Below are 24,838 nucleotides of genomic sequence, written 5' to 3' on the forward strand. Positions count from 1 at the left end.
GCCCGCTGCCGTGCCGGGCGGGCAGTTATCTGGCGTCGGCGGGTGCCACCTCCAGCTCCAGCTGGTTTTCTGCCAGCGTTTTACCCTGTGCGTCGATAAGCCAGGTCTGCACCCGCAGCGGAGTAGCGCTGACGGGGGTGAGCGGCACATCAAGCACGTTACTGCCGGTATCAGCCGCCGCCGCGACCTGCCGTTCACCGCGCGCGAGCAGATGACCCTGCTGAGTGGCGCGCCAGCGCAGCGTAAGCGCCGGAAACGCCTGCGGCAGATCGTTAATCACCCAGAGTGACAGCGCGCCAGGTCTGGCGGCCTGCCAGTTCAGGGTATGGGGATCGATAGAGGGCAGCAGCGGCTGGTAGGCGCGCTGCAGGGCGTAATAGCCCGCTTTCGGCTGACGCAGGTAATCCACCACGCCCCAGTTGATTGAGGGCCAGGTTTCCACAAACATAAACTGAAACAACGCGGTCACCGGCTGGAAGCGCTGCCGCCGGTAGCTCTCGGCAGCCACGGCGACCAGCTGCGCCTGATAGCGCTGGGTGTTTTTGATAAAGTCATGGATGTTCTTGCCCCGGCTGATGCCCGCGTTTTTAAACGTCTGGATCGGCTGGAAATTGTGATATTTCCAGCGCGTCCAGAGCGGATCGCCGGGTTCGGTTGAGGCTGGCCACCATTCGCGGCGCGGAATGATGCTCTTCAGGGTGGCCAGATCGGGCAGCGCCTGCGCACCGAACTCCGTGACGGTGGCCGTTTTCGCCGTCTCAAGCAGATTATTCAGCGTGCCAAAATACCAGCCTGCCCAGTAGTGCTCTTCCACAGCAGAGTAAGGATGCACAATGCGGCTGCGATCTTCCGCCAGCGCCTCTGCCACACGCCGGGTCAGGGTGCGGTTAAGATCTTTATGCCAGTCGGGAAAGCGCTTCTCCATCCACGGCGAGTTAAACGGCGGCTCGTTCTGGCCGCCCCAGACTACGATAGCCGGCGAGTTGCCAAACTGTGCGGTCATGGTGCGGGTCTGCGCCACCGCGTTATCCGCAAAGGCGGCAGAGTCATTATACCCCCACTGCAGCGGCACATCCTGCCAGATCAGCAGACCGCGTTCATCAGCCGCCTCATAAAGCGCCCGGCCCGCCACGTGACCATGCACGCGGATAGCGTTAGCGTTCATCTTCTCCACCAGCGTAAAATCGCGCAGATAGCGCGCTTTGTTCATGGTGCTGAGCCACGGCGAGCCGATGTAATTGGTGCCGCGAACAAAGACCCGCCGATCGTTGATGCGCCAGCCCTGATTATTTTCCAGCGCCTCCACCTTGCGCAGACCGGTGCGGCTGCTGCGCCGATCCATCACGCCGCGATCGTCACGGAGCGTGGCGCTGACCTGATAAAGATGGGGTTTGCCGTAGCCCACAGGCCACCACAGCCGCGCCGCCGGCATCGGCAGCGTGACCTGCAGATGCGCGGGCGTATCGCCGGTCGCCTCCAGCCGCACGCGCTGCTGCAGCTCAAACGCCTGGCCGGGAAAGTTATCCGGTGCGGCGCGCAGGGTCAGCGTGACGTCAGCCGCGACCGGGGCGCGGTAGTGCAGCCCGGCAGAGAGCTGCGGCTGCGCCAGCCCCTGAGACCAGTCGGGACGCAGGATCAGCCGATCGATCGTTGCCCCCCGGCTGATGCGCAGCCGCACCGGCGCCCAGATGCCGCCGGAGTTCGCCTCCTGACCGCGATCGCTCCAGGCCCCGCCGGGACGCGTATCGTGCTGGTTCAGGATCCCTTTCATCAGGTTCTTGTGCAGCGGCCAGGTGCCCGGCGTCGCCTCGCGCGGGCTGTCGACCCGCACGGCCAGCCGGTTGTAGCGGCGCAGGCTGTCAGTGAGATCGACAGCAAAGCGCTGGAAATATCCCTCATGCTGCGCCAGCCGCCGGCCGTTGAGCCAGACGTCAGCCAGGTAATCGACCCCGTCAAACTCCAGCGTTGCTTGCTGGTCCGCCTGCAGCGACGGCAGAGAGAACTCATGGCGGTACCAGAGCGCGCCCTGATGATCGCGACCGGCGCTATACCAGTTGGCGGGGACGCGCAGCGTCGGCCATTTGCTGTCCGCTTCGCGCCAGCCCTCAAAGCCGGGGATATTTGCGTCATGCACGCGCCATTGGCCGGCCAGCGACCAGCTGACCGGCGCCTCACTGGCCGCGGCAGCGGGCAGGCTGACTATCAGTAACAGGGGCAGTAAACCACGCATCACTTCTCCTCCAGCAGGGCACGCAGCTGCTGACGCACCTGCGTACACTCTTGTATCAGGTTTGCGCGCAGCCGGGCGGCATCGATGGCGTCACCCCGGCGGATCTGCGTTTCAGCGGCCTGCAGCGTATGGGTTAAGTCTGTGAATCCAAATATGGCGGCTTCGCCCCGCAGCTTGTGGCAGTGGCGTGACGCGCTCGTCCAGTCGCCTTCACTCAGCGCGGTCAGCAGCTGCGTTTCGATCTCCGTCAGCGAATCGGCAAACAGCAGCAGCAGTTCGTGCAGCAGCGTCGCGTCCAGCCCAAGCTGCTGCGCCAGCGCGGCGGCGTTGCCGGCTGGCGCAGGCGTGTCGCCTGCCGCCGGGTCAGGCAGCGCCATGACCCGGCTGATCTCCTGATGCAGCATCTCCTGGCTCACCGGCTTGGCGACGTAGCCATCAAAGCCATTCTGCAGGCAGTACTCCTGGTCGCCTTTCATCGCGTGCGCCGTCATGGCAATGATGCGCTGGTGGCGGGGCGGCGATGCGGCGGCTTCACGTTCGCGGATCAGACGCGTCGCTTTTTCACCATCCAGCTCCGGCATCTGCAGATCCATCAGCACCAGGTCCCAGCCATCCTGCTCCAGCAGCGTCAGCGCCTCCAGCCCGTTACCGGCGATGGCGAACTCATGACCAAGCCGGGTGAGGAAATGGGCGGCAAGCTTTTGATTCACCAGATTGTCCTCGGCAAGCAGAATGCGCAGCGCCTGCGTGGCGGGGTCGGCCACGGGGCTGGCCGGCGCACTTTCCGCACTGCTGGCGGGCTGGCGCTGCCCGGAGGCACCCGCCAGCGCGTCATAGAGCTCACGCTGATCGATCGGTTTAGCCAGAAACTTATTCACGCCGAGCTGCCGCAGCTGTTCTGCATCCATCGCCCGGCTCATTGAACTGAGCATAATAATCTGACTGGTTGCCAGCTGCGGGTTTGCCCGGATCTCCCGCGCCAGGTCAAGGCCATCCCGATCGGGCATCTGCGCATCCAGCAGGATCAGCGGAAAGTCCGGCTGCGCCTGCAGCAGCGCCAGCGCATCGGCGGCGCTGGCGGCGAGGCTGGGCCGCAGACCCATATTGCGCAGCATGTCGCTCAGCAGATGGCGGTTAGTGGCGTTGTCATCCACCACCAGTACCGGTAACGGTGCCAGGCGCGGCGAATGCCGCACCGGATCGCTCTCTGTCTCTGCCGGCAACGGCAGAGAGAAGGTAAACGTGCTGCCGCGCCCCGGTTCACTCTGTACGGTCAGCGAACCGCCCAGCCGCTCCACCAGCCGGGCAGAGATGGTCAGCCCGAGCCCGGTGCCGCCATATTTGCGGGTGGTCGAGGTGTCTGCCTGGCTGAACGATTCAAATATAAGCTGCTGCTTCTCCGGTGGAATACCGATGCCGGTGTCGCGCACCTGAAAGCGCAGCCGGTTGTGCGTGGCATCGCGCGTCACGGCCAGTTCAACCTCGCCCTGATGGGTAAACTTCAGCGCGTTGCTGATGAGATTGGTCAGGATCTGGCGCAGGCGTACGGTGTCAGCGAGAAAGGTGGCGGGAACATCCGGGGTGACGTTAATCAGCAGCTCCAGCGCTTTTTCGCTGGCGGCCGGCATCAGCGGCCGCGCCACGGCGTGCAGGAACGGGCGGATCTCAAACCGCTCTTCATCCAGCTCAATTTTTCCCGCCTCTATTTTGGAGTAGTCGAGAATATCGTTAATGATGCGCAGCAGGGTGTGGGCTGAGTGATAGACCAGCGTCATGTACTCGCGCTGCTCCGCAGTCAGCCGGGTGTCGAGACAGAGCTGGGTCATCCCCAGAATGCCGTTCATCGGCGTGCGGATCTCATGGCTCATGTTCGCCAGAAACGCGCTTTTGGCTTCATTGGCCGCGTGCGCAGCGGCAATCGCCTGCAGCGAGAGCTGCTCTGCCTCTTTGCGCTTGGTAATATCCTGCAGCGTGCCAATGACGCGCTCCGTCTCGCCGCTGACCGTGACGCTGGCTACCTGACCGGAGAGCAGCATCCAGCGATAGTTGCCGCTGCGGTGCAGCAGGCGAATTTCCCGTTCAAATACCGGCAGCTGTTTGTTGCTGGCGGAGGCAAACAGCTGCTGCAGCGGCTCGCGATCGTCCGGGTGCAGCAGCGTATCGAGAAAAGTGGCGCTGTAGTGCCAGGTTTCACGCGGATAGCCCAGCATATTGAGCAGCGCATCGTTGACCTGCAGCAGATCGTGCTGCTGCTGCCAGTCCCAGATGCCAATCTGGGTCGATTCTGCCGCCAGCACAAAGTCGGCGTGCAGCTGCCGCCGCGATGCGTCAATCAGCGTATAGCCCGAGACGTCAATATGCAGACTGACGATGCCGCCTTCAGGCGTGCGGTTATGCTGGACAAACACCTGCCGGTTAGCGATGCGCCGCATCTCACTGTGATTGTCGAGCCGGCAGCGGCTTATCAGGTTATCGATCATCGCCTGACGGCTGCGGTCATCCTCTGTCATGTAGGCGGAAGCGATAAAATCCTGCGCCAGCTCGGTCAGCGTCATGCCGACGCGGATCCGCTGCTCCATTCCGGGGTAGAAACAGACTACCTGCTGGTTATACGCCACCAGCCGCTCCTGTGCGTCATACATCAGCACCGCGGCGCGCAGGGAATCGAGCGCTTTGGGTAACAGGCTTTCCGGCATCAGTTTCTCCTTATTCTTCGGCCAGCGGGGCGGTGACCGGCAGACAGCGCTGCGGCACACGGAACGGATCGGCCAGCTGCTGACGGAAAAACTGGCGGTTCTCGCTATTTCTGCTGTCGATCAGCGGCTTCATGTGGGTTTTGAAAAGCAGCGCTTCCAGTACCGTGGCGTTGGTAGAGAGCGTGATAGCGCGGTTGTAATCCCCGGTCGCCTCGGTGCGGCCTTCATACCAGCCGCGCGCCGGATCGTACTGCAGCCGGGTGGTGCGCATCAGCGCATCGGTAAACGGCGTGTCCCAGAGCGCCCAGAGGCCAAATACCGCGCGGGTGGAGACCTGCGCCAGCGTCGGCACCCATTTATTGTCATCGGTCAGCGTGTTCCAGGCGTAGCCGTTAGCGAAAATGGTGTCGTTGACGTGCCACGGCGCGACGTTCAGGGCGAAATCGCTGCGGGCGGTTAAAATGCCCTGACGCTGCCAGCGACGCTCCTGCACCTGATAGACCAGGCTGGCGCGCTGGCGCTGCTGCCGGATCTGCGCGCGGTCGGCGCCCGGCAGCTGCCAGCCATACTCCATTCCGCTCAGCACCCAGGGCAGCGTGGTAAGGGCGGCGGGCGTCCAGGTGGTGCGGGGATCGCGGCTGTCGATATCCAGCGCCAGCCCGTCGATAATGACGTGCTGCGCCGGAGGCTGCAGCGACTGCTGGTTAGCAAAGCCCCACAGCCCGAAACCAGCGGCGCTGTATTCGCTGTCGCCCAGCCGCCCCTCTGGCTGGATGCGCATCTGCTGCTGCTGCCACATGCCCGCACTGAGCTGGCCCTGCTTATCCACCACCGGGCAGAAGTTCCAGCGCAGGATAATGCGCTGCAGATATTCCCCGTACTGCGGGTGAAACGTTGCGACCACCTGCAGCGCCATCATCAGACGCGCCATGTCGCGTGAGGACCAGCCGATCACCTGTGGCGTATTGCTGTAGCCCACCATCGACAGCGTCCGGCTGTTATAAAGCAGATTGGGCACGCCGCTCTGGGTGAGCGGAAGGCGATTGAGGCTGCCGAGCAGCTGACTGAGCTGGTGGTCAAAACGGCGATCGTCGATAAGCTGCAGTTCGCGCGCAGCCGTGAGCGCAATCAGGGTATCGCCCATCTGCCACAGGCTGACCACCGGCCGCCGGTCGCTGCCGCTAACCAGACCGCTGTTCGCCTCGCTGTTATTCTCAAAGTAGCGCCAGGCCACCGCGGCCCAGCGCTGCTCTTCAGGCGTCAGCGCGCCGGTGCGGGCGGTGGTGTGCCAGCCGCCGTTCACCAGCCAGCGCCAGCCGTCTCCCTCGTGACGCAGCAGCAGCCAGGCCCCGAGCGCCAGCAGCAGAGCCACGACCAGACCGGTGATACGCACTAGGGTTTTAGGCATGAGGTCGCTACCGGCGGAAGTTTAACGGGCGCACTGCTGTCGCAGCGGGCGCATTTGCAGGCGCTGCACTTCGGTGCGCTGCGCACGGCGGTCCCGCTCTGATCGCACCAGGTTTTTATGCCGGGCGTCACCTCCAGGAAAGGCCGGTTGCGACGCGTGTTGTTCTCTTCAAACAGATCTACCAGGCGCTTTTCCCACAGGGAGGGCGCATAGCTGCGGCTGCGCGCATCGTTAGTGTTAAAGCGCAGCAGCTTGCCCTGTTTTTTGAACAGCAGCGCTTCCAGCATGATGCCGTTGTTGTTGGCGGTGAACTCTTTGATCGGGCCGTCGCCATTCTCATAGAGCCCTTCGTAGTAGCCTTTGTCTTTCTCATCGGCGTTTTCAATCGCGTCAAACAGGCGATCGGTATAAGGGGAGTTCCACAGCACCCACATGCCGAGTGCGGCCTTCAGCGAAACAGCCGCCACATTGGGCACATACTGGCCTTTATCGGTGATGGTGTTCCAGTTGAAGCCGTCGCTGAAGACGGTGTCATAGACAAAGTAGGGGGATTTATCGAGCTGGTGTTCGGAGCGCGCCGTCAGGGTACCGGTGATCATGTAGCGGTTCTCCTGCGCCTGATAGACCCGATCGGCGAAGTTCTTCATCCACGGATGAGAGTGGTTGTTGGGGCGCGCTTCACGATCGTCGCTGTTGTCCCAGCCCATCTCCAGGCCATGCAGCAGATAGGATTCGGTGACCACGTAGTTATGCTGATTGGTCAGCCGCGGATCGCGCGAGTCGTAGGGCACCAGCACGCAGTAGATATCCGCCAGCGCATAAGGCTCAGGCCGGCTCGCCTGACAGGTGGTAAATCCCCACAGCTGATAGCCCGCCGCCGCATACTCTTCATAGCCAAGCCGGCCCTCCTGTACGTACTGAGGCTGCTTCTGCTTATCGAGATAGGCGCCATAGAGCGTGCCGCACTCATCCACCACGTGGGTAAAGTCCCAGCCGAGCACGACGTTATCAATGCTGTTGCCATGTTCCGGATAGCGCTCTTTGATAATCTTCAGCCAGAGCAGCATGCGGCCAATATCGATAGCGGAGAAGCCTATCTCGCCCGGTTTGTTCAGGTAATCGACTTTCTGCCCGGTAATGGTGTTATAGGCTTTGTTTGGCACCTGGTTCTGAAACAGCACCAGCTTGTTCAGCGTGGCGATAAACTGCAGAAAGCGGCGATCAAACTCCGCTTTATCAATGATCCCCAGCTCGCGTGCTGCCGTCAGCGCGGCGAGGTAAGAGCCGCTGTCCCACATGGTGGTGGAGGGGTATTTATTCACCGCGTTCACCAGACCGGTAGTGGGCTGATAGTTGGCGACAAAATAGGACCAGGCGTTGCGCGCCACCTGCATCTCCCGCGCGGTCAGCTCGCCGTGGCGGCTTTTATAGTCGGAGGCGGGCAGGCTGACGGCCGCCTGCAGCGGCAGCATCCACAGGGTCAGCAGCAGCGTCAGCCCCGCCAGGCCAGCGTGTTGTAGCGATAGCACTTTCATCGTTCTTGCTCCTTGTTGCGTGCGGTTGCGGGGGGCTGAGACAGGCAGCCCAGGCAGAGCAGCTGTCCGTGGGCGATATAGGAGAGGCTCTCCAGCACCATCGCGTTGGTATCGGCATTCAGGGCAGCGTTCACGCTGCCGTCAGGGTTAAATCCCGCCTGCCAGCCTTTGCCGGGCACCAGCAGCGGCAGCATCTGCTGGCGCAGCGCGTCGCTCCAGCGATTGCGGAACAGGGCATACCAGGCAAAGGCGGTACGGACCGAGAGCAGCGCCTGGTTGGGCAGCGGGGCGACGGTATGCTGTGGTGCGCCGCGCTGCGGCTGTCGGCCCGGCAGCGCCGCATTGAAATCGGGTGCCTGTTCGGCATAGTCGGCGCTGATATCCCCCCGTAAGTCAGGTTTGCCGGTGCGCTGCTGCAGGATCTGCATAATGCGCCAGCTGATCTCACCGCTGCGCGCGTCAAATCCCTGCTCCAGCCCGGTCAGCAGATAGGGCGAGCTGATGAGCGACGGCTGCTTGCCCCACGGCGTGCGGATCCCTTCATCAGGCACCGCATGCCCCTCGATCTCAATCATCTTGAGTCCGTCCGGCGGCTGACTGACCGCCAGTCCCGCGGTGCTGTTGATCAGCCGCAGCACGCTGCCCGCATAGAGACGGTAGCCGTAGCTGCCGCGCGGGTCGTCGCTGCGGATCACCCAGCGATTGACCGGCAGGCTGGCACCCTGCGGACCGCTGCTCTGCAGCAGCGCATTCAGCTGCCAGCCCGCCAGCAGCTGCTGTACGGCGGCAGCGTGCTGCGGATAGCGCCACAGCAGGATCTGCAGCGGCATCAGCAGACGGCCCATATCGATAGCGGAGCCGGGGCGCGCCGGATCCTGGTCGAGCGGGGTCAGGGTTTCAGCCTGATAAAAAGCGGCGGGAAGTTTATCCGGCTGCAGCGGCAGCCTGCCCAGCGCCTCAAGCGCGGAGCCGATGCGGTCGTCAAACTCAGCGGCGTCAATCACCTCCAGCTGGCGGGCAGCAATGGTTGCCAGCAGATAGCTGCCGCTGCTCCACAGGCTCAGCCAGGGGTTATCCGCTTCCGCGTTAGCCAGCCCGTTGGGCTGCGTGTTATTGACAAAGTATTGCCACGCCACGCGTGCCCACACCGCCTCCTCAAACGTCAGCTCGCGCGTCTCCGGCAGCGCGGGAAAACTTTCGCTGAGGATAATTCCATCGGTGGTTTCCGTGCGGGTGGGCATCTGATGTTCAACCCACAGCACAATGGCAAAGCCGATCAGAAAGCCGATCAGAATGGTGAGATAGCTGCGTGCGCTATAGAGTCCCGCTTTAAGGCTCATGGTCTGCCGTCTCCTGTGCCGGCGGCGTCCAGAGCGCAGCCATAATCATAGGCAGCATCGCCGCAATGTTGACGGCTCCCCAGAAAATGTTGATGACGTAACCCGAAGGGTCATCGACGTTGCCGCGCGCTACCTGTATACCGCCCCAGATAAGCCCGAGCAGCGTCAGCGCCACAATCGCCAGCTGCGGCTTCACCAGGTAGAGAAAACGCCCGCTCTGCCGCTCCTTTGGCGTGACGTGAAACTTGATTTTTTCCCCGCGCAGCACCGTACCGAGCGCCCGCAGGTTGACAGAGAAGAACGCCAGATAAGAGGCGCGACCGTCCCACGCGGAGATCCCCCAGGTGCCGAACATAAAGGCGAGCTCAGAGACGATAAAGAACGGCAGAAAATGCAGGTAAAAAGGCGTTGAGTAAGCGGCCACCGGCGGAATACCGGTAAACAGATAGATCAGCGGCGAGATAAGAAACACCGTGTTCCAGATGCAGGCCAGGTAGGACCAGAACGTTGTACCATACATCAGCGTTTGTGCCGCGCTCAGCTTAAAGCGGCGGCGGCTGAAAATTTTGTCATGAAACAGAATATCCAGCGAACCCGCAGCGTACTTAAAGCGCTGGATCATCCACGTCAGCAGATCCTGCGGCGAGAGCATTTTGGATTCAATGCCCGGATGCATCACCGAACGCCAGCGGCGACCGGCGTCACCGTGCAGTACGATTGAGGTATAGATATCTTCAGAGACGTGGAATTTATAGGGCGTTAGCTCCGTGTCGGCAATAATGTGCGGTCGCATCGCCTGTGACAGCGCCTGACGCGTCTCCTCATCGCGGATATCCTGCGTAAAGCGCGCAATCTCTTCCTCCACGTTAAACGCGTAGCTGCGCAGGGCGGCCTGCATAACGGCTTCGCGCCGGTGGACAGAGGCGGCACCGCAGCAGAACGCCGCGTTGGCCGCATTGCGGCGGCGCAGGATCACGTCGTAGAACATACGCGGATCGTTAAAGAAGGGATCGCTGCCCACGGTAAGCGGGCCAAACAGCTTTTCACTCAGGCTACCAAGCAGCCAGCCGGGCCAGCCGGTCCGGCGCCGCAGCCATGCCGGCAGACGCTCACCTTCAGGCAGGTCATAAAACCACTGCGGCGTCTGCACCCAGGCGACGTCCGGATCGCGGAAATAGCCCAGCGTGTGCACCAGCAGCGTCGGGAAAACACGGGTATCCGCATCGCAGATCACCAGAAAATCGCCGTCAGTGTGCTCCATGCCGTTGCGGATATTGCCCGCCTTGAACCCGGTGTTGTTGTGGCGAGTAATGTAATTTACGCCCTCCTGCTCACACACCGCGCGCATCTCCGGGCGACGACCATCGTCCAGCACGTGCACCTTGTAATCGATAGCGGCGGGATAGTGCACCTTACAGGCATCCTGAATCGACAGCCTGACCAGCTCCGGATCTTCAGAGTAGGTCGCAATAAACAGGTCAACCCGGATGGGACGCGGCGCGGCCTGATCTGCCGGCAGCAGACACTGGTTAATCTCCTCCGGCGCAGGCGGACAGGGCGGATCTTTCTCCTGCCAGATGTTGATAGTGAACAGCAGCGTGCCAAACCAGGCGCAGGTCTCTGCCAGCGCCAGCGGCACCGCATACCAGAGCGCGTCGGGGTTCAGGGAAGACATCCAGCGCCAGCGAATATAATTTGCGCCCAGAATCAGTCCGGCAACGGCCAGCACCTGCCAGCAGATAACGATCCAGCGCGGTGTCTGCAGCGCCGGAGGGGGACGACGCTGTTCAAAACGGGAAAAGTAGTGGTCCATGGCATCCTGTCTCACATCCTGCAAAAAAGGGCATCTGACCTGGTGAACGCGTTAAGGCAAGCTAAATGAATGAATAATATTAAAACAGATCACTAAAATTTATTATTTGCGTCTGGCTTTCTGTTGCTGACGTTTACAGAACATGACGATATAAGAAAAGATATAGCTGGCAAACTGCGGTTTTAACAGCTTATTTAGCGCTATATTTGCTAAAAGGTGATTTATTACACAGTGGAGCTACACTTTTCCTTACATCTGAAATATATATTATATTAATGTTTTTACTCATCCTTTATCAGCAGGGCTAATGCGTTATGAGCGAAACTGTCGCCGCGGCTGCAACCTCTGTCACCGTGCCGCAGACATGGCGTTATGCCGTGCCTGGCCGGCGCGATCTGCGTATTGATATGCTGCGCGGGATTGCGCTGGTGATGATGGTCGTGGCTCATACTGAACTGCTCTCTGCGATCAATATCTTTACCTGGGAGCGGTTTGGCCTGACTACGGGGGCTGAAGGGTTTGTCATCCTTTCCGGCTTTATGCTCGGCATGCTCAACCGGCAGCGGCTGCAAAAAGAGGTGCTGCTGACGATTGGCTGGACGCTATGGCGGCGGGCCGGGAAGATCTATCTGGTGAATATCGTCATTGTGCTGCTGATTTTGCTGCTCTCCGCGCTGCCGCTGATTAACACCTTTGAGGTTACGCACTTTGTCGATCGCTATTCCGGTACGGTCTGGGCGCTGTTTCCCGCTACGCCGCAGATCAAAGAGACCTGGTTTAATATTGTGCTTTACCTGCAGATAGGCCCTCATCAGACGCAGATCCTGGGTCTCTATATCTGCCTGCTGCTGGTCAGCCCGCTGTTCCTCTGGCTGCTGCAGACGCGACGCGCGGGCTGGCTTATCGCTGCTTCGCTGCTTGGCTATCTCGCTTACCAGCGCTGGCCGCTGCGGCTGACGGTTTCCGAGTTTGAATTCGCCTTTCCCTTACTGGCGTGGCAGCTGATCTACGTGCTGGGCATGTGCTGCGGCTGGTTTAAAGATGAGCTGACCTCGCTGGCGCGCACCCCGGCAGGCTATGTGGTGATCACGCTGATGGTGATTTATGCGCTGGTGATGATGTTTGTTGCGCAGAACCATACCAATCCGTTTATGCCGCCGGCGCTGCTGCTGCACATCATCCCGCCCGCCGATTTTAACTGGTTTTATCACCATCTCGCCGCCAAGAACGCGCTGGGACCGTGTCGGGTCATCAACGACTTCTGCCTGATTCTGCTGGTCTATCTGATCCTTACCCGCTGCTGGTGGCCCATCAATAAAGTGGCGGGCTGGTTTCTGATCCCGCTTGGTCAGCATTCGCTATACACCTTTATCCTGCACGTGTTCGTGGTGCTGGGCGTCAGCCAGTTCGTCACCTTTGATTTGTGGCAGCAGGCGTGGCTGCGCAACACCGCTATCCATCTGGGCGCACTCGGCCTGCTGTGGTGGATGGCTAAAAAAGAGATTGGCGGGCGTTTTATTCCTAATTGATCGGAGACATCAGATGGAATTCGGGCAGCGGGCAGGGATAACGTGCGGTGTGTTCATGCTGGTGGCAGGCACGTTTAACGCCTCAGCGGCAGAGACCGGCTCGGATAAAGAGGCTGGAGCAGAGAGCAGTGAGCCGATTCAGGCGGGCGTGTTTACCAGCCGCTGGGGACGACTCTTTTCCGGTAACAAAGATACCTTCTCCGGCGCGCTGAGTTTTTCCAGCGGGCTGAAAGAGCAGTGGCTGACCATCCCGAACGGCTCTGAATCTGCGCAGCAAAAAAAGAAGATCAATCAGCTGCTGAACCTGAGCCTGCAGTATTCACCTTACAGCTACTGGTTTGCTAACGTTACCCTGCGCGCACCGATCACCGATTTTGACCGCTACACCACCGATTTTCGCTACAGCTTCGGCTATGACGACTGGCATGCCAACACCTTTAGCCTGGTCTACAGCAACTATGGCGATAACCATCTGTTTCCCTCCGGCACTAAGCGCTTTACCTACTTTGAGCAGGGGGCATTTACGTTTGCCTATAAATTTTCGCTGCCCAAACCCCTTGAGCGTCACCTGCTGATTAACGACGGGGATGCGCTGACCTGCCAGCTCGGCTACAGCTGGGTGCCGCGCTACTATTCGCTGGCGGATAACGATTTGCGCGCCAACAAGCAGGTCATGCTGGGCGGCTGCGGTTACACCTTTAAACAGCACTTCTTCGTCCGCGCCACCGCGTTCTGGTATCCGCACGCCAGCCAGCAGCAGCCGTGGAACGGAGATTACAGCTACAGCTTTGGCTATGCCGGCTATACGCCTGGCTCGTTCTCGTTGCAGTACAGCAACTATAGCGGTACCCGCTTTCCCGGCAGAAGCAGTGCGAATGCAAAGTTTCGTGAAGGCACGGTATCTCTGATCTGGTTCCTGCCGTTTTAGGAAGGTATATATGCAGCCCGTTTCCGCCCAGTCGGTACTGATTGTTGATGATGCGCTTACCTGGCGTAAGCTGCTGGCCGGTCTGCTACGGCAGTGGGGCTATCACGTGCTGGAAGCTGAAGAGGGTGAGCAGGCGCTGGCGCTGCTGCGGCAGCATCCGGTTAATCTGCTGATCAGCGACTGGGAGATGCCGGTCATGGACGGGCTGACGCTGTGCCGTCAGGTGCGCCAGCAGTTCCGGCAGCGTTATATCTATGTGATCCTGCTGACGGTACGTGAAAGCACCGACGATCTACGCGCCGGCTTCGCCGCCGGTGCGGATGATTTTCTGCGTAAACCGGTAAACCGGGTCGAGCTGCAGGCGCGCCTGCATGCCGGAGAGCGCATTCTGCAGCTGGAGTCGACGCTGGAGAGCCGCAATCAGAGCCTGCAGCAGGCGCTGCAGCAGATTGAGACCGACCTGCAGGCTGCCGCCGCGCTGCAGCGCAGCATATTACCGCCGCACGCCATTCATCACGCCGGCTGGTTTGCCGACTGGCTGTTTATACCTTCGGCCTGGGTTTCGGGCGATATTTTTCATTTTTTTCCGCTGGACGGGCAGGCGCTCGGTTTTTACAGCGTGGATGTCTCCGGGCATGGCGTGTCGGCGGCAATGATGTCGGTAGCGGTGGCGCGCCAGTTTCTGCATGGCCGTACGGTAGAGCGGTTTCTCTATAGCGGCGAGACGATTACGCCGCCCGCCGACGTAGTGGCGATACTGAATGAGCGCTTTGTGGCGCAAAGCAGCGACGTAACCAGCTATTTCACTATGGTGTATGGCGCGATTGATCGTCAGAGCGGTGCCGGACGACTCTGTCAGGCCGGGCATCCGCCACCGCTGATTGTGGCGCGCGATGGCACAATCCGCATCGTCGGTGAGGGCGGTGCGCCGGTCGGGCTGCTTAACGATCTGAGCTGGGAGGAGGTGAGTTTTACGCTGGCCCCCGGCGAGCGGCTCTGCCTCTACAGCGATGGCATTACAGAGTGTGAAAATCCACAGCAGGAGATGTTTGGCATGGCGCGGCTGCAGGCGCTGCTCGCCGGCCAGGCTTGCCAGCCGGCAGAGAGCCTGCTGCAGACGCTGCACCAGCAGCTTAACCGCTGGCGTGACCTGCCCGCTGACAGTACCGCACCGGCAGGCGACGATATCTCACTGCTGGTCATTGAACATCTGAACCCGGACGAACAGGAGTCTGCACATGAAGTTTGAATCTGACACCGTCGATAACACCCGCATTCTGACCCCGGTGGTACGACGACTGGACGCCGCCGTTGCGCTGCCCTTTAAGCAGCAGGTGCTGGAGGAGATGCGGCAGGGCACGCGCGCGCTCATCCTCGACTTTTCACGCGTGGATTTTATCGACAGCAGCTGTCTGGGCGCGCTGATCTCTATCCTGAAATCACTTAACGGCGGCCAGCTGATCCTGTGTGCTCTGAACAGCAACATCAAAAGTATGTTCACGCTGACCCGGATGGACCGGGTCTTTACGCTGTGCGCCAATCGCGAAGAGGCGCTGCGTACGCTGCAATAAGGAGGGGCTTATGCACCACGCAATGGCCGCAGAGATGCTGACGCTGCCCGCTACGCTCAACAGCCTGACCCGTCTCGGCAACGCGCTGCGTCGTTTTCTGCAGCCGCTGCAGCTGCCGGAGAGCTGGATCTACCCGCTCGATCTGGCGCTGTGCGAGGCGGCGAGCAATATTATCCGCCACGGTTATCAGGATGATGCGCAGCAGCACTACCGGGTGCATTTTTCCTGTGATGAGCAGGGCGTCACCGTCACGTTGTCCGATAGCGGGCAACCGGTGCCTGAGGCACTTATGGAGCGCGCGCAGCGCGGTTTTGATGACATCGCTCTGCTGGCTGAGGGCGGCCGGGGCTGGCCGCTGATTTACGCCAGCGTGGATCGGGTCAGTTATCAGCGTCAGCCGGCAGAGAACCAGCTGACGCTGTGGCGGGCGCTACCGGGCGTCTGAGGCGTCTGAAGGTTTAAACAGCTGCCGGACAAACGCTATATAAGCCGGACGCCAGACATCCATCTCATGCCCGAGACCGGCATAGCTGTGCCACTCATGCCGGATTTTCTGCTGCTCCAGCAGCGCCTGCAGTCCGGTCATATCCCGGCCGGTGATAATATCTTCGTCACCTGCCGCCAGCGCAAACAGGCGCAGCTGACGATTGATTGCGGCGGGCTTTTTCAGCTGTGCGGTAACACGAAAGTCAGGCACGGTTTCCGTGGTGACGCCGCTGAAGATGCCGAGCCAGGCAAACCGATCCAGATGCCGCATGCCGCTGACCAGCGCCTGGTAACCGCCCTGAGAGAGGCCCGCCAGCGCCTGGCCGCCAGCCTCGCTGCGCACACGGTAGCGCTGAGCGATACGCGGCATAATCTCCTGCGTTAACTCACGATCGGCTGCCTGCGCGTTACGCGGATAGAAGGTTTCACGCCGGGAGGCGGGCGCAAAGGTCTCGGGGATGGCATCGCTGATATCCGTCTCCGTATCCGGGATCACCACCAGCATCGGGACAATTTTACCTTCCGCCAGCAGGTTATCCATGATTTGCGGGATGCGTCCCTGGGTTACCGCCGACAGCGAGGTGTCGCCAAAGCCGTGATAGAAATAGAGCACGGGCAGGGGATCCGCGGCGTCCGCCGCGCCCGGTGGCACCCAGACCGCCAGCTGTCGCTCGCGCTTCAGCACCTCTGAGTGCCAGGTCAGGGTATGGATTTCGCCATGCGGGACCTGACGCGTATCCAGCAGGCTGCCGGGCACCAGAATCAGGCTGGTATTGACCTGTCGCTGTGGTTTGGGCAGGGAATTGCCGGTATCGATGCTGCGAAAGCCATCTACGTTAAAGAAATATTCATACAGGCTCGGGGCGAGCGGTTCACTGGTAAAGCGCCAGATACCACGCTCATCCTTAGTCATGGGATGCGCGACATAGCGGTCAGGCGTGGCGCCGGTGACCACATCCACCGCTTTTGCAGAGGGTGCCCAGAGTCGCCAGGTTATGCTGTCATCGGTGTTAACTGCGGAGAGATACTGTTCAGGGACCAGCGTACCAGGCGGGCGCTGCGGCAGAGGCTGCGCACCCGCTCCGGCGCTCCACAGCGCGGTGCAGACCAGGGCAATAAGAGAATAACGCATCAGTTTTCCTTACCAATAGACGGTGTTGCAAGTGTGGCACAGGCCGCCTGAAAGTGAGAGAAACGGCGAGAAAAGTGTGAGAGCTGCAGGCAATTTGCAGGAAGCGTAGCGGGAATCGCGAACTGCGCTACCTTTAATAACGGGTGCTCACGCGTTAAATAACATCATTAATAGGGGGACAGCGGTGAAAATAGCCTGTTTAGCATGGGGGTCACTGATCTGGAAACCTGGTGAACTGCCGGTGGCCGGCGAGTGGCATGCGGATGGTCCGGCGCTGCCGGTGGAGTTCTGTCGTATTGGCGATGGCGGTGAACTGGCTACGGCGCTCTGTATGAACGCGGCACCAGTTAACGTTTACTGGGCAGTACTGGCGAGCGTTTCGCTGCCGGAAGCGGTGGCGGCACTGCGTCTGCGCGAGGCGATCCCTGATGAGCGTGAAGATGGCGTCGGCATACTGCTGCAGCCGCAGCATACGCCGGGTGTGCTTAGCGACTGGGCGCAGGATCGCTGCCTTGATGCGGTGATCTGGACCGCGCTGCCGCCGCGCTATCAGCACCAGGAAGGCTTAATCCCCAGCTGCGACGAGGCGCTCGCGCATCTCGCCAGCCTGAGCGGTGAGGCGGCTGAACACGCATTTGATTATATTCGTCGCGTGCCGGCGCAGTTCGACACCGCTTATCGCCAGCGCCTGCAGGCGCTGATCGACACGTCAGCTGAAGTGGCGTAGAGCGGCGTAAAAGTTATCCTGAAGAATTTTGATGCGGTATGAGATGGCACTGTACCGTATCGTTGAACAGCTGATGGCAATATTTGCAGCTGAACCGGAAAGCTATAATGTGCCGGCAGCATTCTGGCAGAAAGCGTTACCGGTTAAAGCAGCGGACATGAAAGAGTATGTGGAGCGTATTCGCCAGGATAAGCAGCGGCGACTGCAGCAGAAAAAGCAGAAGGCTAATGATCTCAACGGAAGAGGTGAGGCGGGTAGCAGGGAAAACGGTCTGACAGAGGTCTGAGGTCATTGCGTCGTTGCGGATGAAATCCATCATTTAACATAATATACATTATGTGCACTTTAGTGGTGGCCGGTAATCTATCGCAGAATAGACATTTATACAGAATCGGCCGCATGTACCTGGGCACCATTAATAGCGCCCCTACAAAACCGTATGCGATCCGGATCCGACAACCGCGCGGGCCTGGGCGCCATTAATGGCGCCCCTACGGGTTTTATGGGCGTGCGTTGAATGATGACGTGTTATCCGGGCGCTCCGGCGAATTTTGTAGGGGGCGTATTAATGCGCTCCTGGTGAACATGCGCCCGCCCCGTGGTAAAAGAACCTGCGCCCGACCCCGGCTCACGCATAAATCCGGCGACCGCCCGGCGGGATTCAATTAGCATGTATTCATGCGTCATCTTTTATCGTGGTACTTTCTGATCTGACAAAGTACCTCGGACAACCCGATCGGCCACAGGATGTGTTAAATGAAGATCCTTTCTGTTCAGTATCTGCGCGGGCTGGCCGCGCTGCTGGTTGTTGTTGCGCATAACGCGTTACTGTTACCGGATGGTATGGCGGCGCATATTCCGGGCGCGCTGGGCGTCGATATCTTCTTTATCATCAGCGGCTTTATCATGACCTTTATTACGGCACAATCCGCTGAACGTCCGCTGCCTTTTCTGATTAAGCGTTTCTTTCGCATCTGGCCGGTGTTTTTTCTGGTCTGGCTGGCGGCGTGGACGCTGGTGTATAACGAACGCGGATTCCAGCAGATGGGCTGCGTGCTCTACTTTTGCCTGCAGGATTACAGCAGCACCGGACCGGTATTTGGTTATAGCGCGCTGGGACCACCGTGGACGCTGACCTATGAAGTGCTGTTCTATACGCTGTTCACGCTGGCGATGTGTATCAGCTATCGTCAGCGCAGTCTGGTTTGCAGCCTGATGTTTATCGTTGCCTCCGTCGGTTTTCAGCTGGCCTATAACGGCAGCATTACCCTCTCCTCTCAGGCGTCTCCGGACCTGGTGGTAAATGCCTGGTGGCAGGCGTGGATCAAACTCATCAGCAATACCATTGTATTTGAGTTTATTACCGGCATGCTGCTGGCTGAACTGGTTGTCAGCGGCAACATGCCGGCGCTGCGCACCCGCGGACGACGCATTGTCTGGCTGGCGCTCGCCGCCGCGGCAGGTATCGCATTATTGACAGGCCCGCAGCCATTTGGTCTGCACGGCGGCTACTGGCTCGCCGCCATTATCATGGCTTGCGTCATTCTGCTCAGCGACGGGCGGCAGTCAGCGCCGCAGCCGGTGCTGAATTTTCTCGGTAATATCTCTTATTCCCTTTATCTGGTGCACTATCCGCTGCGCCGCGTGCTGCTCAACCAGCTGCCGGCTGACGCCAGTGCAGGCACAAAGCTGCTGATCTTTGCGCTGTCGGTAAGCGGCAGTATCGCACTGGCCGCACTGCTGTTTCGCTATGTCGAACGCTACGCTATCCGCGCAGGTAAAAAGCTGGCCGATAGCTGTTACAGCTGGTTCTCTGTGCAAAAAAGCTGACTGAACAGCTGTGCCAGAGAGCTGAATATCCCTCCCCGTCGGGTGTTTTCCCGCTGATTACGCCTGGCTGGCAGATGAGAGGGTTTAGTATTATGTTAAATAGCCCGGTTTATTCCGGGCTGCCAGCGGCGCGCTTGATCGGTGCAACCACCACGTTGACCCCGTTATCCTGCATGCGACGCAGCAGCGGCAGCGGCGTGCCCTGATTCACAATCACCACGTCAAACTCGCGCAAATCGGCAAAGCGATGCAGCGCGCGCCGGCCAAACTTGGTGTGATCCATCAGCAGAATACGCTTCTGTGCCGACTCAAACATGGCGCGCTTGGTCTCTACCGTCTCTGCTGACTGATGAAACACCGCGTCATCCACAATGGCGGACATGCTGACAAAAAAGATATCCGCGCGCAGCGAGGCGATCTCTTCGCGCGTCATGCGCCCCATAAACGCGTTACACCAGGGGTGATACTGCCCGCCCAGCCCCATCAGGGTAATATCCCGCCCGTTACGCAGCTCGTTCATCAGGGTCAGCGAGTTGGTGATCACCGTCAGCGGCGCTTTCGCGTAAAGCTGCCGCACCAGCTGAAATACCGTGGTGGAATCATCCAGAAACAGCGCCTGCCCTGGCTCCAGATAGCTGGCTGCAACTTCGGCAATCGCCTGCTTCTCCTCCAGCTGGCGCGTGGCGCGATAGATATCGCTCGATTCCACCAGGCTGGTTGAGGTAGCCGATACCACCCCACGCGACTTATGCAGCAGGCCGCGCTCGACCATTTCATCAATATCACGGTGTGCGGTCATCAGACTGATACCAAACCGCGCGGTCAGATCTTCGATTCGTACGGCGCCCTCGGCCATGACCGCTTCCGCGATCAGCTGGCGGCGCGCCTGCTGGCGTGCCTGGCGACTGTCGCCGGGCAGCGTATCCGCCGTGAAAACACCAGGCAGCGTGTCGTGTGGGTTATGCGCCATATAAGTTCCGGAGAGGAGTAAAATGCAGGATTAGTTGTAATTACAGCGCGTTATACCCATTAATGCAAATAACCGATCGCCTGCACCCCGGCCAGCTGCGGCCAGCCGGGGATGCTGCGGTTACTGTTTAAGCACAAACGGTGAAATGAAGTTGCCGGCGTTCTCTTTGGTGATCAGCACGCAGTCAAACAGCTGTTTTTCAGCCGGTGCGCCGGTTTTTCCGGTTTTCAGGAAAGTATCTGCCTGCTCAATCGCTTTCTGTGCAAACAGCGCGACCGGCTGCATAACGGTATAGGCCAGCGTGCCGGCTTTCACCGCATCGACCGCGTCCGGCGTGCCGTCAAAGCCCCCGACCTTGATCTGCCCCAGTTTGCCGGCCTGTTTCAGAGCCGCAATAGCGCCCAGCGCCATCTCATCGTTACCGCTGATCACGCCTTTGATATCCGGATTCGCCTGCAGCAGCGACTGCATCTTGTTAAAGCCCTGCGTGCGATCCCAGTTCGCCACTTCCTGACCCGCCTTTTTCAGATCGGGATATTGCGACAGCACGGTATCAAAGCCGTTGGCGCGGGTTGCCGCATTGTTATCCGAGGGCGGTCCTACCAGCTCAACATAGTTACCGCTGTCGCCCACCTGTTTCACCCACTCCATGGCACCAGCAGCGGCGCCCTGCGCGTTGTTTGAAACCAGCTGCGCTTTCGCCAGCCCGCTCTGATTCAGCTCTGCGTTAATGACAAACACCGGAATATTGGCGGCAATCGCTTTTTTCACCGAGCCGATGGAGCCGTCAGCGTTGGCGGGATCGAGGATGATCGCTTTAGACTTATTGGTGATGGCGGTATCGATCAGCTGGCTTTCCGCGTTGGTATCGCCTTTATGGGCACTGACTTTGGCGCTGTAGCCAAGTTTTTCAGCCGCCTTCTGCGCGACCTGGCCCTCCGTCAGCCAGTAAGGGTTAGAGGGATCGTTGACGATAATAGTCATCAGACCTTTATCGGCCCAGCCTGGTGCAGCAAAGGTGCTGATGGCGACGGTAGCGGCAAGCATAAGACGTTTGGTAAACATAGTGACTCCGTTATTATCAGGGTACAGGTTTTTTTTACGGATAAACGCGCACCGCAGCGGCGCGCGCAATTCAGCGGCTGCGTCGCCCGTACTGCAGCGTATTCAGTAACACGGCCAGTACAATCACGGCCCCGGTAAACACCGTCTGCCAGTAGGCAGAAACGCCGATAATCACCAGACCATCAGAGAGAAAGCCAATCACGAATGCTCCCAGTAGCGTGCCGCGCACGTTACCGCGCCCGCCGGTCAGCGCCGCCCCGCCAATGACCACGGCCGCAATCGCCGTCAGCTCGTAGGTGGTACCCGCCGTCGGGCCGGCAGAGGTGAGCTGCGAAGAGAGCACCAGCCCCGCCATCGCGGCACAGATACCTGACAGCACATATACGCTAATCTTCACGCGTTTCACCGGCACGCCGGAGAGATCGGCGGCACGCTCATTGCCGCCTGACGCATAGAGCCAGCGGCCAAACGCGGTACGGCTCAGCAGAAAACCGCACGCCAGCGCCACCGCGCCGAGTACCAGCACGCCAACCGGAATGTTGAACAGCCGGTTAAACCCAAGCCAGTCAAAGCCGGTGTTGCCCAGGGATTCACTGCCGGAAAGCTTGTTATAGGTCAGACCGTTAGTCATCAGGAGCGCAATGCCGCGCGCCACATACATAGTGCCAAGCGTGGCCACGAAAGCGGGTACGCGGCAGATGGCAATCAGTACGCCGTTCACCAGCCCTACCAGCGCGCCCACGACCAGCGTCAGGATCGCCACGGCCCACACCGGCAGATAGAGCACCACGCCGAGCGCCTCAAGGCTGATGCCCTGCATCATAAAGCCCGCCATTACGCCAGCCAGTCCCAGCGTGGAGCCGACGGAGAGATCGATGCCGCCATTCAGGATCACCAGCAGCATACCGATAGCGGGCAGGCCGAATATCGCCACGTGTGACGCCATCGTCAGGAAGTTAGCTCCGCTAAAATAGTTAGGCGACAGAAACGAAAACGTCGCGATAATCACCAGCAGCGCAATAAAGGCGCGTCCCTCCAGCAGCAGGCGGGCCAGGTTAAGCTGTTTTGTAGTGCGGGAGGCATTCGCCGCGGGCGAGGTGGCCAGCGTTTGCGTTTGATCGGTCATACTTTTCACTCCGTTTTTCATGTTATGCCACCAGCGCTTCACCCGACGCCGCCATGATGCGCTCTTTACTCACGCTGGCGTCGAAAATGGCGGAGATACGTCCTTTGCTCATCACCACGATGCGGTGAGCGATGCTAAGACATTCACCAACCTCGGAGGTGGTATAAACCACCGCCAGCCCCTGCTTCGCACTCTCTGCCAGCAGGCGAAACACTTCTGCTTTGGCACCGATATCGATGCCGCGGCTTGGCTCATCGAGCAGCAGCACGTTGGGCCGCGTCGCCAGCATCTTGCCAATCACAACTTTCTGCTGATTACCGCCCGAGAGCGAGCCGATTGCCGCGTCACCGCCTGCGGTTTTCACCGTGACGTTGCGAATGGTATCGCTTACCAGCTGCTTCTCACGGCGGGCGGAGAGCATCAGTCCCCGGACAAACTCACCGATGCTGGCCAGCGACAGGTTCTCCCCTACGCTCATGGTCTGTACCAATCCGTCGCGCTGCCGATCTTCCGGCACCAGCGCCAGCCCGATAGCGATACGCTGCGCCAGAGATAAGCGGCTAATCTCCGTCTCCTGCAGCCGGATATCGCCGCTGCTCTGCGCGATACGTCCGGCAATGCACTCCAGCAGCTCCGTGCGCCCTGCTCCCATCAGGCCATAAATACAGACTATCTCGCCCGCCTTTATGGTCAGCGACAGGTTGTCTACCAGCCGGATGCCGGTTTTACTCTTCACCGTCAGGTTCTCAACCGTCAGCGCGGGCGGGCCAAAGGCGTAACCCTGCGGCGGCGAGCCGAGATCGAAATGCTCCCCCACCATGTTGCGTACGATCCACTCAAGATCGATATCGCTGCGCTCTGCCCAGGCGGTCATCACGCCGTCGCGCAACACAACGGCGCGGTCGGTGATCTCCAGCGCCTCCTCCAGATGATGGGAGATATAAACGATGGCGACGCCCTGGCTGGTGAGATCGCGGATCACCTGAAACAGCACCCGGACTTCGGCGGCGCTCAGAGCCGAGGTTGGTTCATCCATGATCAGGATCTGCGAATTTACCGACAGCGCCCGGGCAATCTCCACAATCTGCTGCTGGCCGAGACGCAGGTTCTCGACCGGCGTCAGCGGATCGATATCCTCTTCGAGCGCCGCCATCAGGTGCCGGGTCAGCCGTGCCTCTTCGTCGTAGTCAACGCCGGTAGCCCCCATGATTTCGCGTCCCATGAAGATGTTGTCACGGACATTCATATTGGGCGCGAGATTCAGCTCCTGATGAATAATCGAGATACCGCAGCCGCGCGCCTCGGTGGCGGAGTGAAATAGCTTACTTTCGCCATTGAGCAAAATTTCCCCGGATGTTGGCGTAATCACGCCGGATAAAATCTTCATTAAGGTCGACTTGCCGGCGCCGTTTTCACCAAACAGCGTGGTGACTTCGCCGCGGCGTATCTCAAAGTTCACGCCTTTTAGCGCATGCGTTGAGCCGTACACCTTGCTGACGTTACGCGCCTGCAGCACCACTTCACCTTTTAACAGCGCCGGATTAACAGGAAAGGGTTTCATTTAACCTCCACGCTGACCGGTGTGATCAGCCAGTTACTGGCATTAAGGAGGCGAAACACCCCGATGACCTCCACGGTCTTGCCCGGCAGCGCGTTGCGGTCAAGCTTCTCCAGAACGCTTTTTTTCATGGCGCGGTTCAGCGCTGCCCCGGCGTTCTGATACTCAATCTGGTTGGTAAAATCGCCGAACTGAATAGTGCCGCTGGCGTCGCGCAGATCGGTACCGCTCAGGGCCGGCCCGGTCTGCAGGCGTACTTTCAGGCTCTCCGGCACGCCGGCGACCTGCAGCGGAAAAATCCCCTTCTCGCCCGGCTGCACTACGCCCTCCAGCCTGACCGGGATCACCGGCAGCGGCGAGCCGACACCATACTGCGCGGCGGCGGCCTGCTGGTTCGCCTGCAGCGCTGCGGCCAGCGTTTGCGCCGCAACGGCGCGACGCTCCACGCTCTGCTTCACCTCAGGAAAGTGCTGTTCCGCCCAGCTGTCTGGTGAAAAGCCCTGCTGCGTCTGCCCGGCGGCGTCGGTTCTGACAACGTGGGTATCCAGGGCAATGCCGGCTATGACGGCACAGCTCAGCACGGCGGTCAGCAGCAGGCGACGCCTGCGCTGCCGGTCAAGCTGGTGTGCGAGCACTGAAACATCAGACATAACGACACCTCATCGGGTTAACAGCCCGGAATTAACGCAGACTGTGTTATATATGTGATAACTAATGTGATGAGAATTGTGCTGATGTGACTAAAATGTCAACAGCCCGGCGGCGATTTTTTCAGGAGAGCGATCTGGATCGCTGTTTGAACCGCAACCGCTGATAAAGGTTTAAATTCCCTTATGTCAGGGATGCTGGCGAGGATAAGTTGTCTGGAGGTGACTCAGTCGGGCGGTGATTTCG

At 59.9% G+C, this 24,838-nt stretch carries 20 protein-coding genes; 8 read left to right on the plus strand and 12 right to left on the minus strand.

The window, feature by feature from the left end; all coding sequences use genetic code 11:
- Positions 1 to 25: 25 nt before the first annotated feature.
- Genes B4M48_RS09070 through B4M48_RS09095 form a run of 6 tightly spaced genes read right to left on the minus strand, consistent with a single transcriptional unit; the run spans position 26 to position 11,022 of the window.
- Entirely contained in the window at positions 26 to 2,230 is a 2,205-nt protein-coding gene (locus B4M48_RS09070; protein ID WP_283341255.1) for a glycoside hydrolase family 2 protein, read from the minus strand.
- On the minus strand, positions 2,230 to 4,926 hold the full coding sequence (locus B4M48_RS09075) for a response regulator (protein WP_288656453.1): 2,697 nt from the start codon (positions 4,924 to 4,926) through the stop codon (positions 2,230 to 2,232). Before B4M48_RS09075 ends, B4M48_RS09070 begins: the two co-directional genes overlap by 1 nt.
- Before the next feature lie 10 nt (positions 4,927 to 4,936).
- Positions 4,937 to 6,334, minus strand: coding sequence for a DUF3131 domain-containing protein (locus tag B4M48_RS09080; RefSeq protein ID WP_288656454.1), 1,398 nt, complete (start codon positions 6,332 to 6,334; stop codon positions 4,937 to 4,939).
- Positions 6,319 to 7,806, minus strand: coding sequence for a DUF3131 domain-containing protein (locus B4M48_RS09085; protein WP_224144859.1), 1,488 nt, complete (start codon positions 7,804 to 7,806; stop codon positions 6,319 to 6,321). The genes B4M48_RS09080 and B4M48_RS09085 overlap by 16 nt, the downstream gene beginning before the upstream one ends.
- A gap of 59 nt (positions 7,807 to 7,865) precedes the next feature.
- Positions 7,866 to 9,209 (minus strand): DUF3131 domain-containing protein, encoded by a 1,344-nt coding sequence (locus B4M48_RS09090; protein ID WP_288656457.1) that lies wholly within the window; start codon positions 9,207 to 9,209, stop codon positions 7,866 to 7,868.
- Positions 9,199 to 11,022: a glycosyltransferase gene (locus B4M48_RS09095; RefSeq protein WP_288656459.1), complete on the minus strand. Its 1,824-nt coding sequence runs from the start codon at positions 11,020 to 11,022 to the stop codon at positions 9,199 to 9,201. Before B4M48_RS09095 ends, B4M48_RS09090 begins: the two co-directional genes overlap by 11 nt.
- Positions 11,023 to 11,336: 314 nt before the next feature.
- Between B4M48_RS09095 and opgC the strand changes: the two genes are divergently transcribed.
- From opgC to B4M48_RS09120, 5 genes are read left to right on the plus strand one after another with little or no spacing between them, the layout of a single operon-like run.
- The gene (opgC, locus tag B4M48_RS09100; RefSeq protein WP_283341258.1) at positions 11,337 to 12,551 is read left to right on the plus strand and encodes an OpgC domain-containing protein; all 1,215 of its coding nucleotides are present in this window, start codon (positions 11,337 to 11,339) and stop codon (positions 12,549 to 12,551) included.
- Between the two features lie 55 nt (positions 12,552 to 12,606).
- Entirely contained in the window at positions 12,607 to 13,479 is an 873-nt protein-coding gene (locus tag B4M48_RS09105; RefSeq protein ID WP_071668815.1) for a hypothetical protein, read from the plus strand.
- Between the two features lie 10 nt (positions 13,480 to 13,489).
- Positions 13,490 to 14,728, plus strand: a complete 1,239-nt coding sequence (locus tag B4M48_RS09110) for a PP2C family protein-serine/threonine phosphatase (protein ID WP_108569317.1) — start codon at positions 13,490 to 13,492, stop codon at positions 14,726 to 14,728.
- Positions 14,718 to 15,050 carry an STAS domain-containing protein gene (locus tag B4M48_RS09115; protein ID WP_250340947.1) on the plus strand — a complete coding sequence of 111 codons (333 nt, stop codon included), beginning with the start codon at positions 14,718 to 14,720 and terminating at the stop codon, positions 15,048 to 15,050. The genes B4M48_RS09110 and B4M48_RS09115 overlap by 11 nt, the downstream gene beginning before the upstream one ends.
- A gap of 10 nt (positions 15,051 to 15,060) precedes the next feature.
- Positions 15,061 to 15,495: an ATP-binding protein gene (locus B4M48_RS09120; protein ID WP_052246490.1), complete on the plus strand. Its 435-nt coding sequence runs from the start codon at positions 15,061 to 15,063 to the stop codon at positions 15,493 to 15,495.
- Here B4M48_RS09120 and B4M48_RS09125 read toward each other — a convergent pair.
- The gene (locus B4M48_RS09125) at positions 15,481 to 16,668 is read right to left on the minus strand and encodes an esterase (protein WP_349681451.1); all 1,188 of its coding nucleotides are present in this window, start codon (positions 16,666 to 16,668) and stop codon (positions 15,481 to 15,483) included. The genes B4M48_RS09120 and B4M48_RS09125 overlap by 15 nt on opposite strands.
- A 184-nt stretch (positions 16,669 to 16,852) precedes the next feature.
- Between B4M48_RS09125 and B4M48_RS09130 the strand changes: the two genes are divergently transcribed.
- The 3 genes from B4M48_RS09130 to B4M48_RS09140 all read left to right on the plus strand — a co-directional run bounded on the left by B4M48_RS09130 (position 16,853) and on the right by B4M48_RS09140 (position 19,225).
- Positions 16,853 to 17,395 carry a hypothetical protein gene (locus tag B4M48_RS09130; RefSeq protein WP_071668817.1) on the plus strand — a complete coding sequence of 181 codons (543 nt, stop codon included), beginning with the start codon at positions 16,853 to 16,855 and terminating at the stop codon, positions 17,393 to 17,395.
- A gap of 43 nt (positions 17,396 to 17,438) precedes the next feature.
- Positions 17,439 to 17,681, plus strand: a complete 243-nt coding sequence (locus B4M48_RS09135; RefSeq protein WP_139239670.1) for a hypothetical protein — start codon at positions 17,439 to 17,441, stop codon at positions 17,679 to 17,681.
- Between the two features lie 470 nt (positions 17,682 to 18,151).
- Positions 18,152 to 19,225: an acyltransferase family protein gene (locus B4M48_RS09140; protein ID WP_250340946.1), complete on the plus strand. Its 1,074-nt coding sequence runs from the start codon at positions 18,152 to 18,154 to the stop codon at positions 19,223 to 19,225.
- Positions 19,226 to 19,334: 109 nt separating this feature from the next.
- On the opposite strand, the gene B4M48_RS09145 is transcribed toward B4M48_RS09140, so the two are convergent.
- From B4M48_RS09145 to B4M48_RS09165, 5 genes are all read right to left on the minus strand, one after another.
- Complete coding sequence (locus B4M48_RS09145) at positions 19,335 to 20,195, minus strand: DeoR/GlpR family DNA-binding transcription regulator (RefSeq protein WP_039384361.1); 861 nt, start codon at positions 20,193 to 20,195, stop codon at positions 19,335 to 19,337.
- A 120-nt stretch (positions 20,196 to 20,315) separates the two neighbouring features.
- Entirely contained in the window at positions 20,316 to 21,260 is a 945-nt protein-coding gene (locus B4M48_RS09150; protein ID WP_071668919.1) for a D-ribose ABC transporter substrate-binding protein, read from the minus strand.
- Between the two features lie 70 nt (positions 21,261 to 21,330).
- On the minus strand, positions 21,331 to 22,386 hold the full coding sequence (locus B4M48_RS09155) for an ABC transporter permease (RefSeq protein ID WP_071668920.1): 1,056 nt from the start codon (positions 22,384 to 22,386) through the stop codon (positions 21,331 to 21,333).
- A 22-nt stretch (positions 22,387 to 22,408) separates the two neighbouring features.
- Positions 22,409 to 23,947 carry a sugar ABC transporter ATP-binding protein gene (locus B4M48_RS09160; protein ID WP_052246491.1) on the minus strand — a complete coding sequence of 513 codons (1,539 nt, stop codon included), beginning with the start codon at positions 23,945 to 23,947 and terminating at the stop codon, positions 22,409 to 22,411.
- Positions 23,944 to 24,594 carry a DUF2291 family protein gene (locus B4M48_RS09165; RefSeq protein WP_071668819.1) on the minus strand — a complete coding sequence of 217 codons (651 nt, stop codon included), beginning with the start codon at positions 24,592 to 24,594 and terminating at the stop codon, positions 23,944 to 23,946. Before B4M48_RS09165 ends, B4M48_RS09160 begins: the two co-directional genes overlap by 4 nt.
- Positions 24,595 to 24,838: the final 244 nt, after the last annotated feature.

Source organism: Pantoea sp. UBA6567, from assembly GCF_002434165.1.
Taxonomy (GTDB): domain Bacteria; phylum Pseudomonadota; class Gammaproteobacteria; order Enterobacterales; family Enterobacteriaceae; genus Pantoea; species Pantoea eucrina.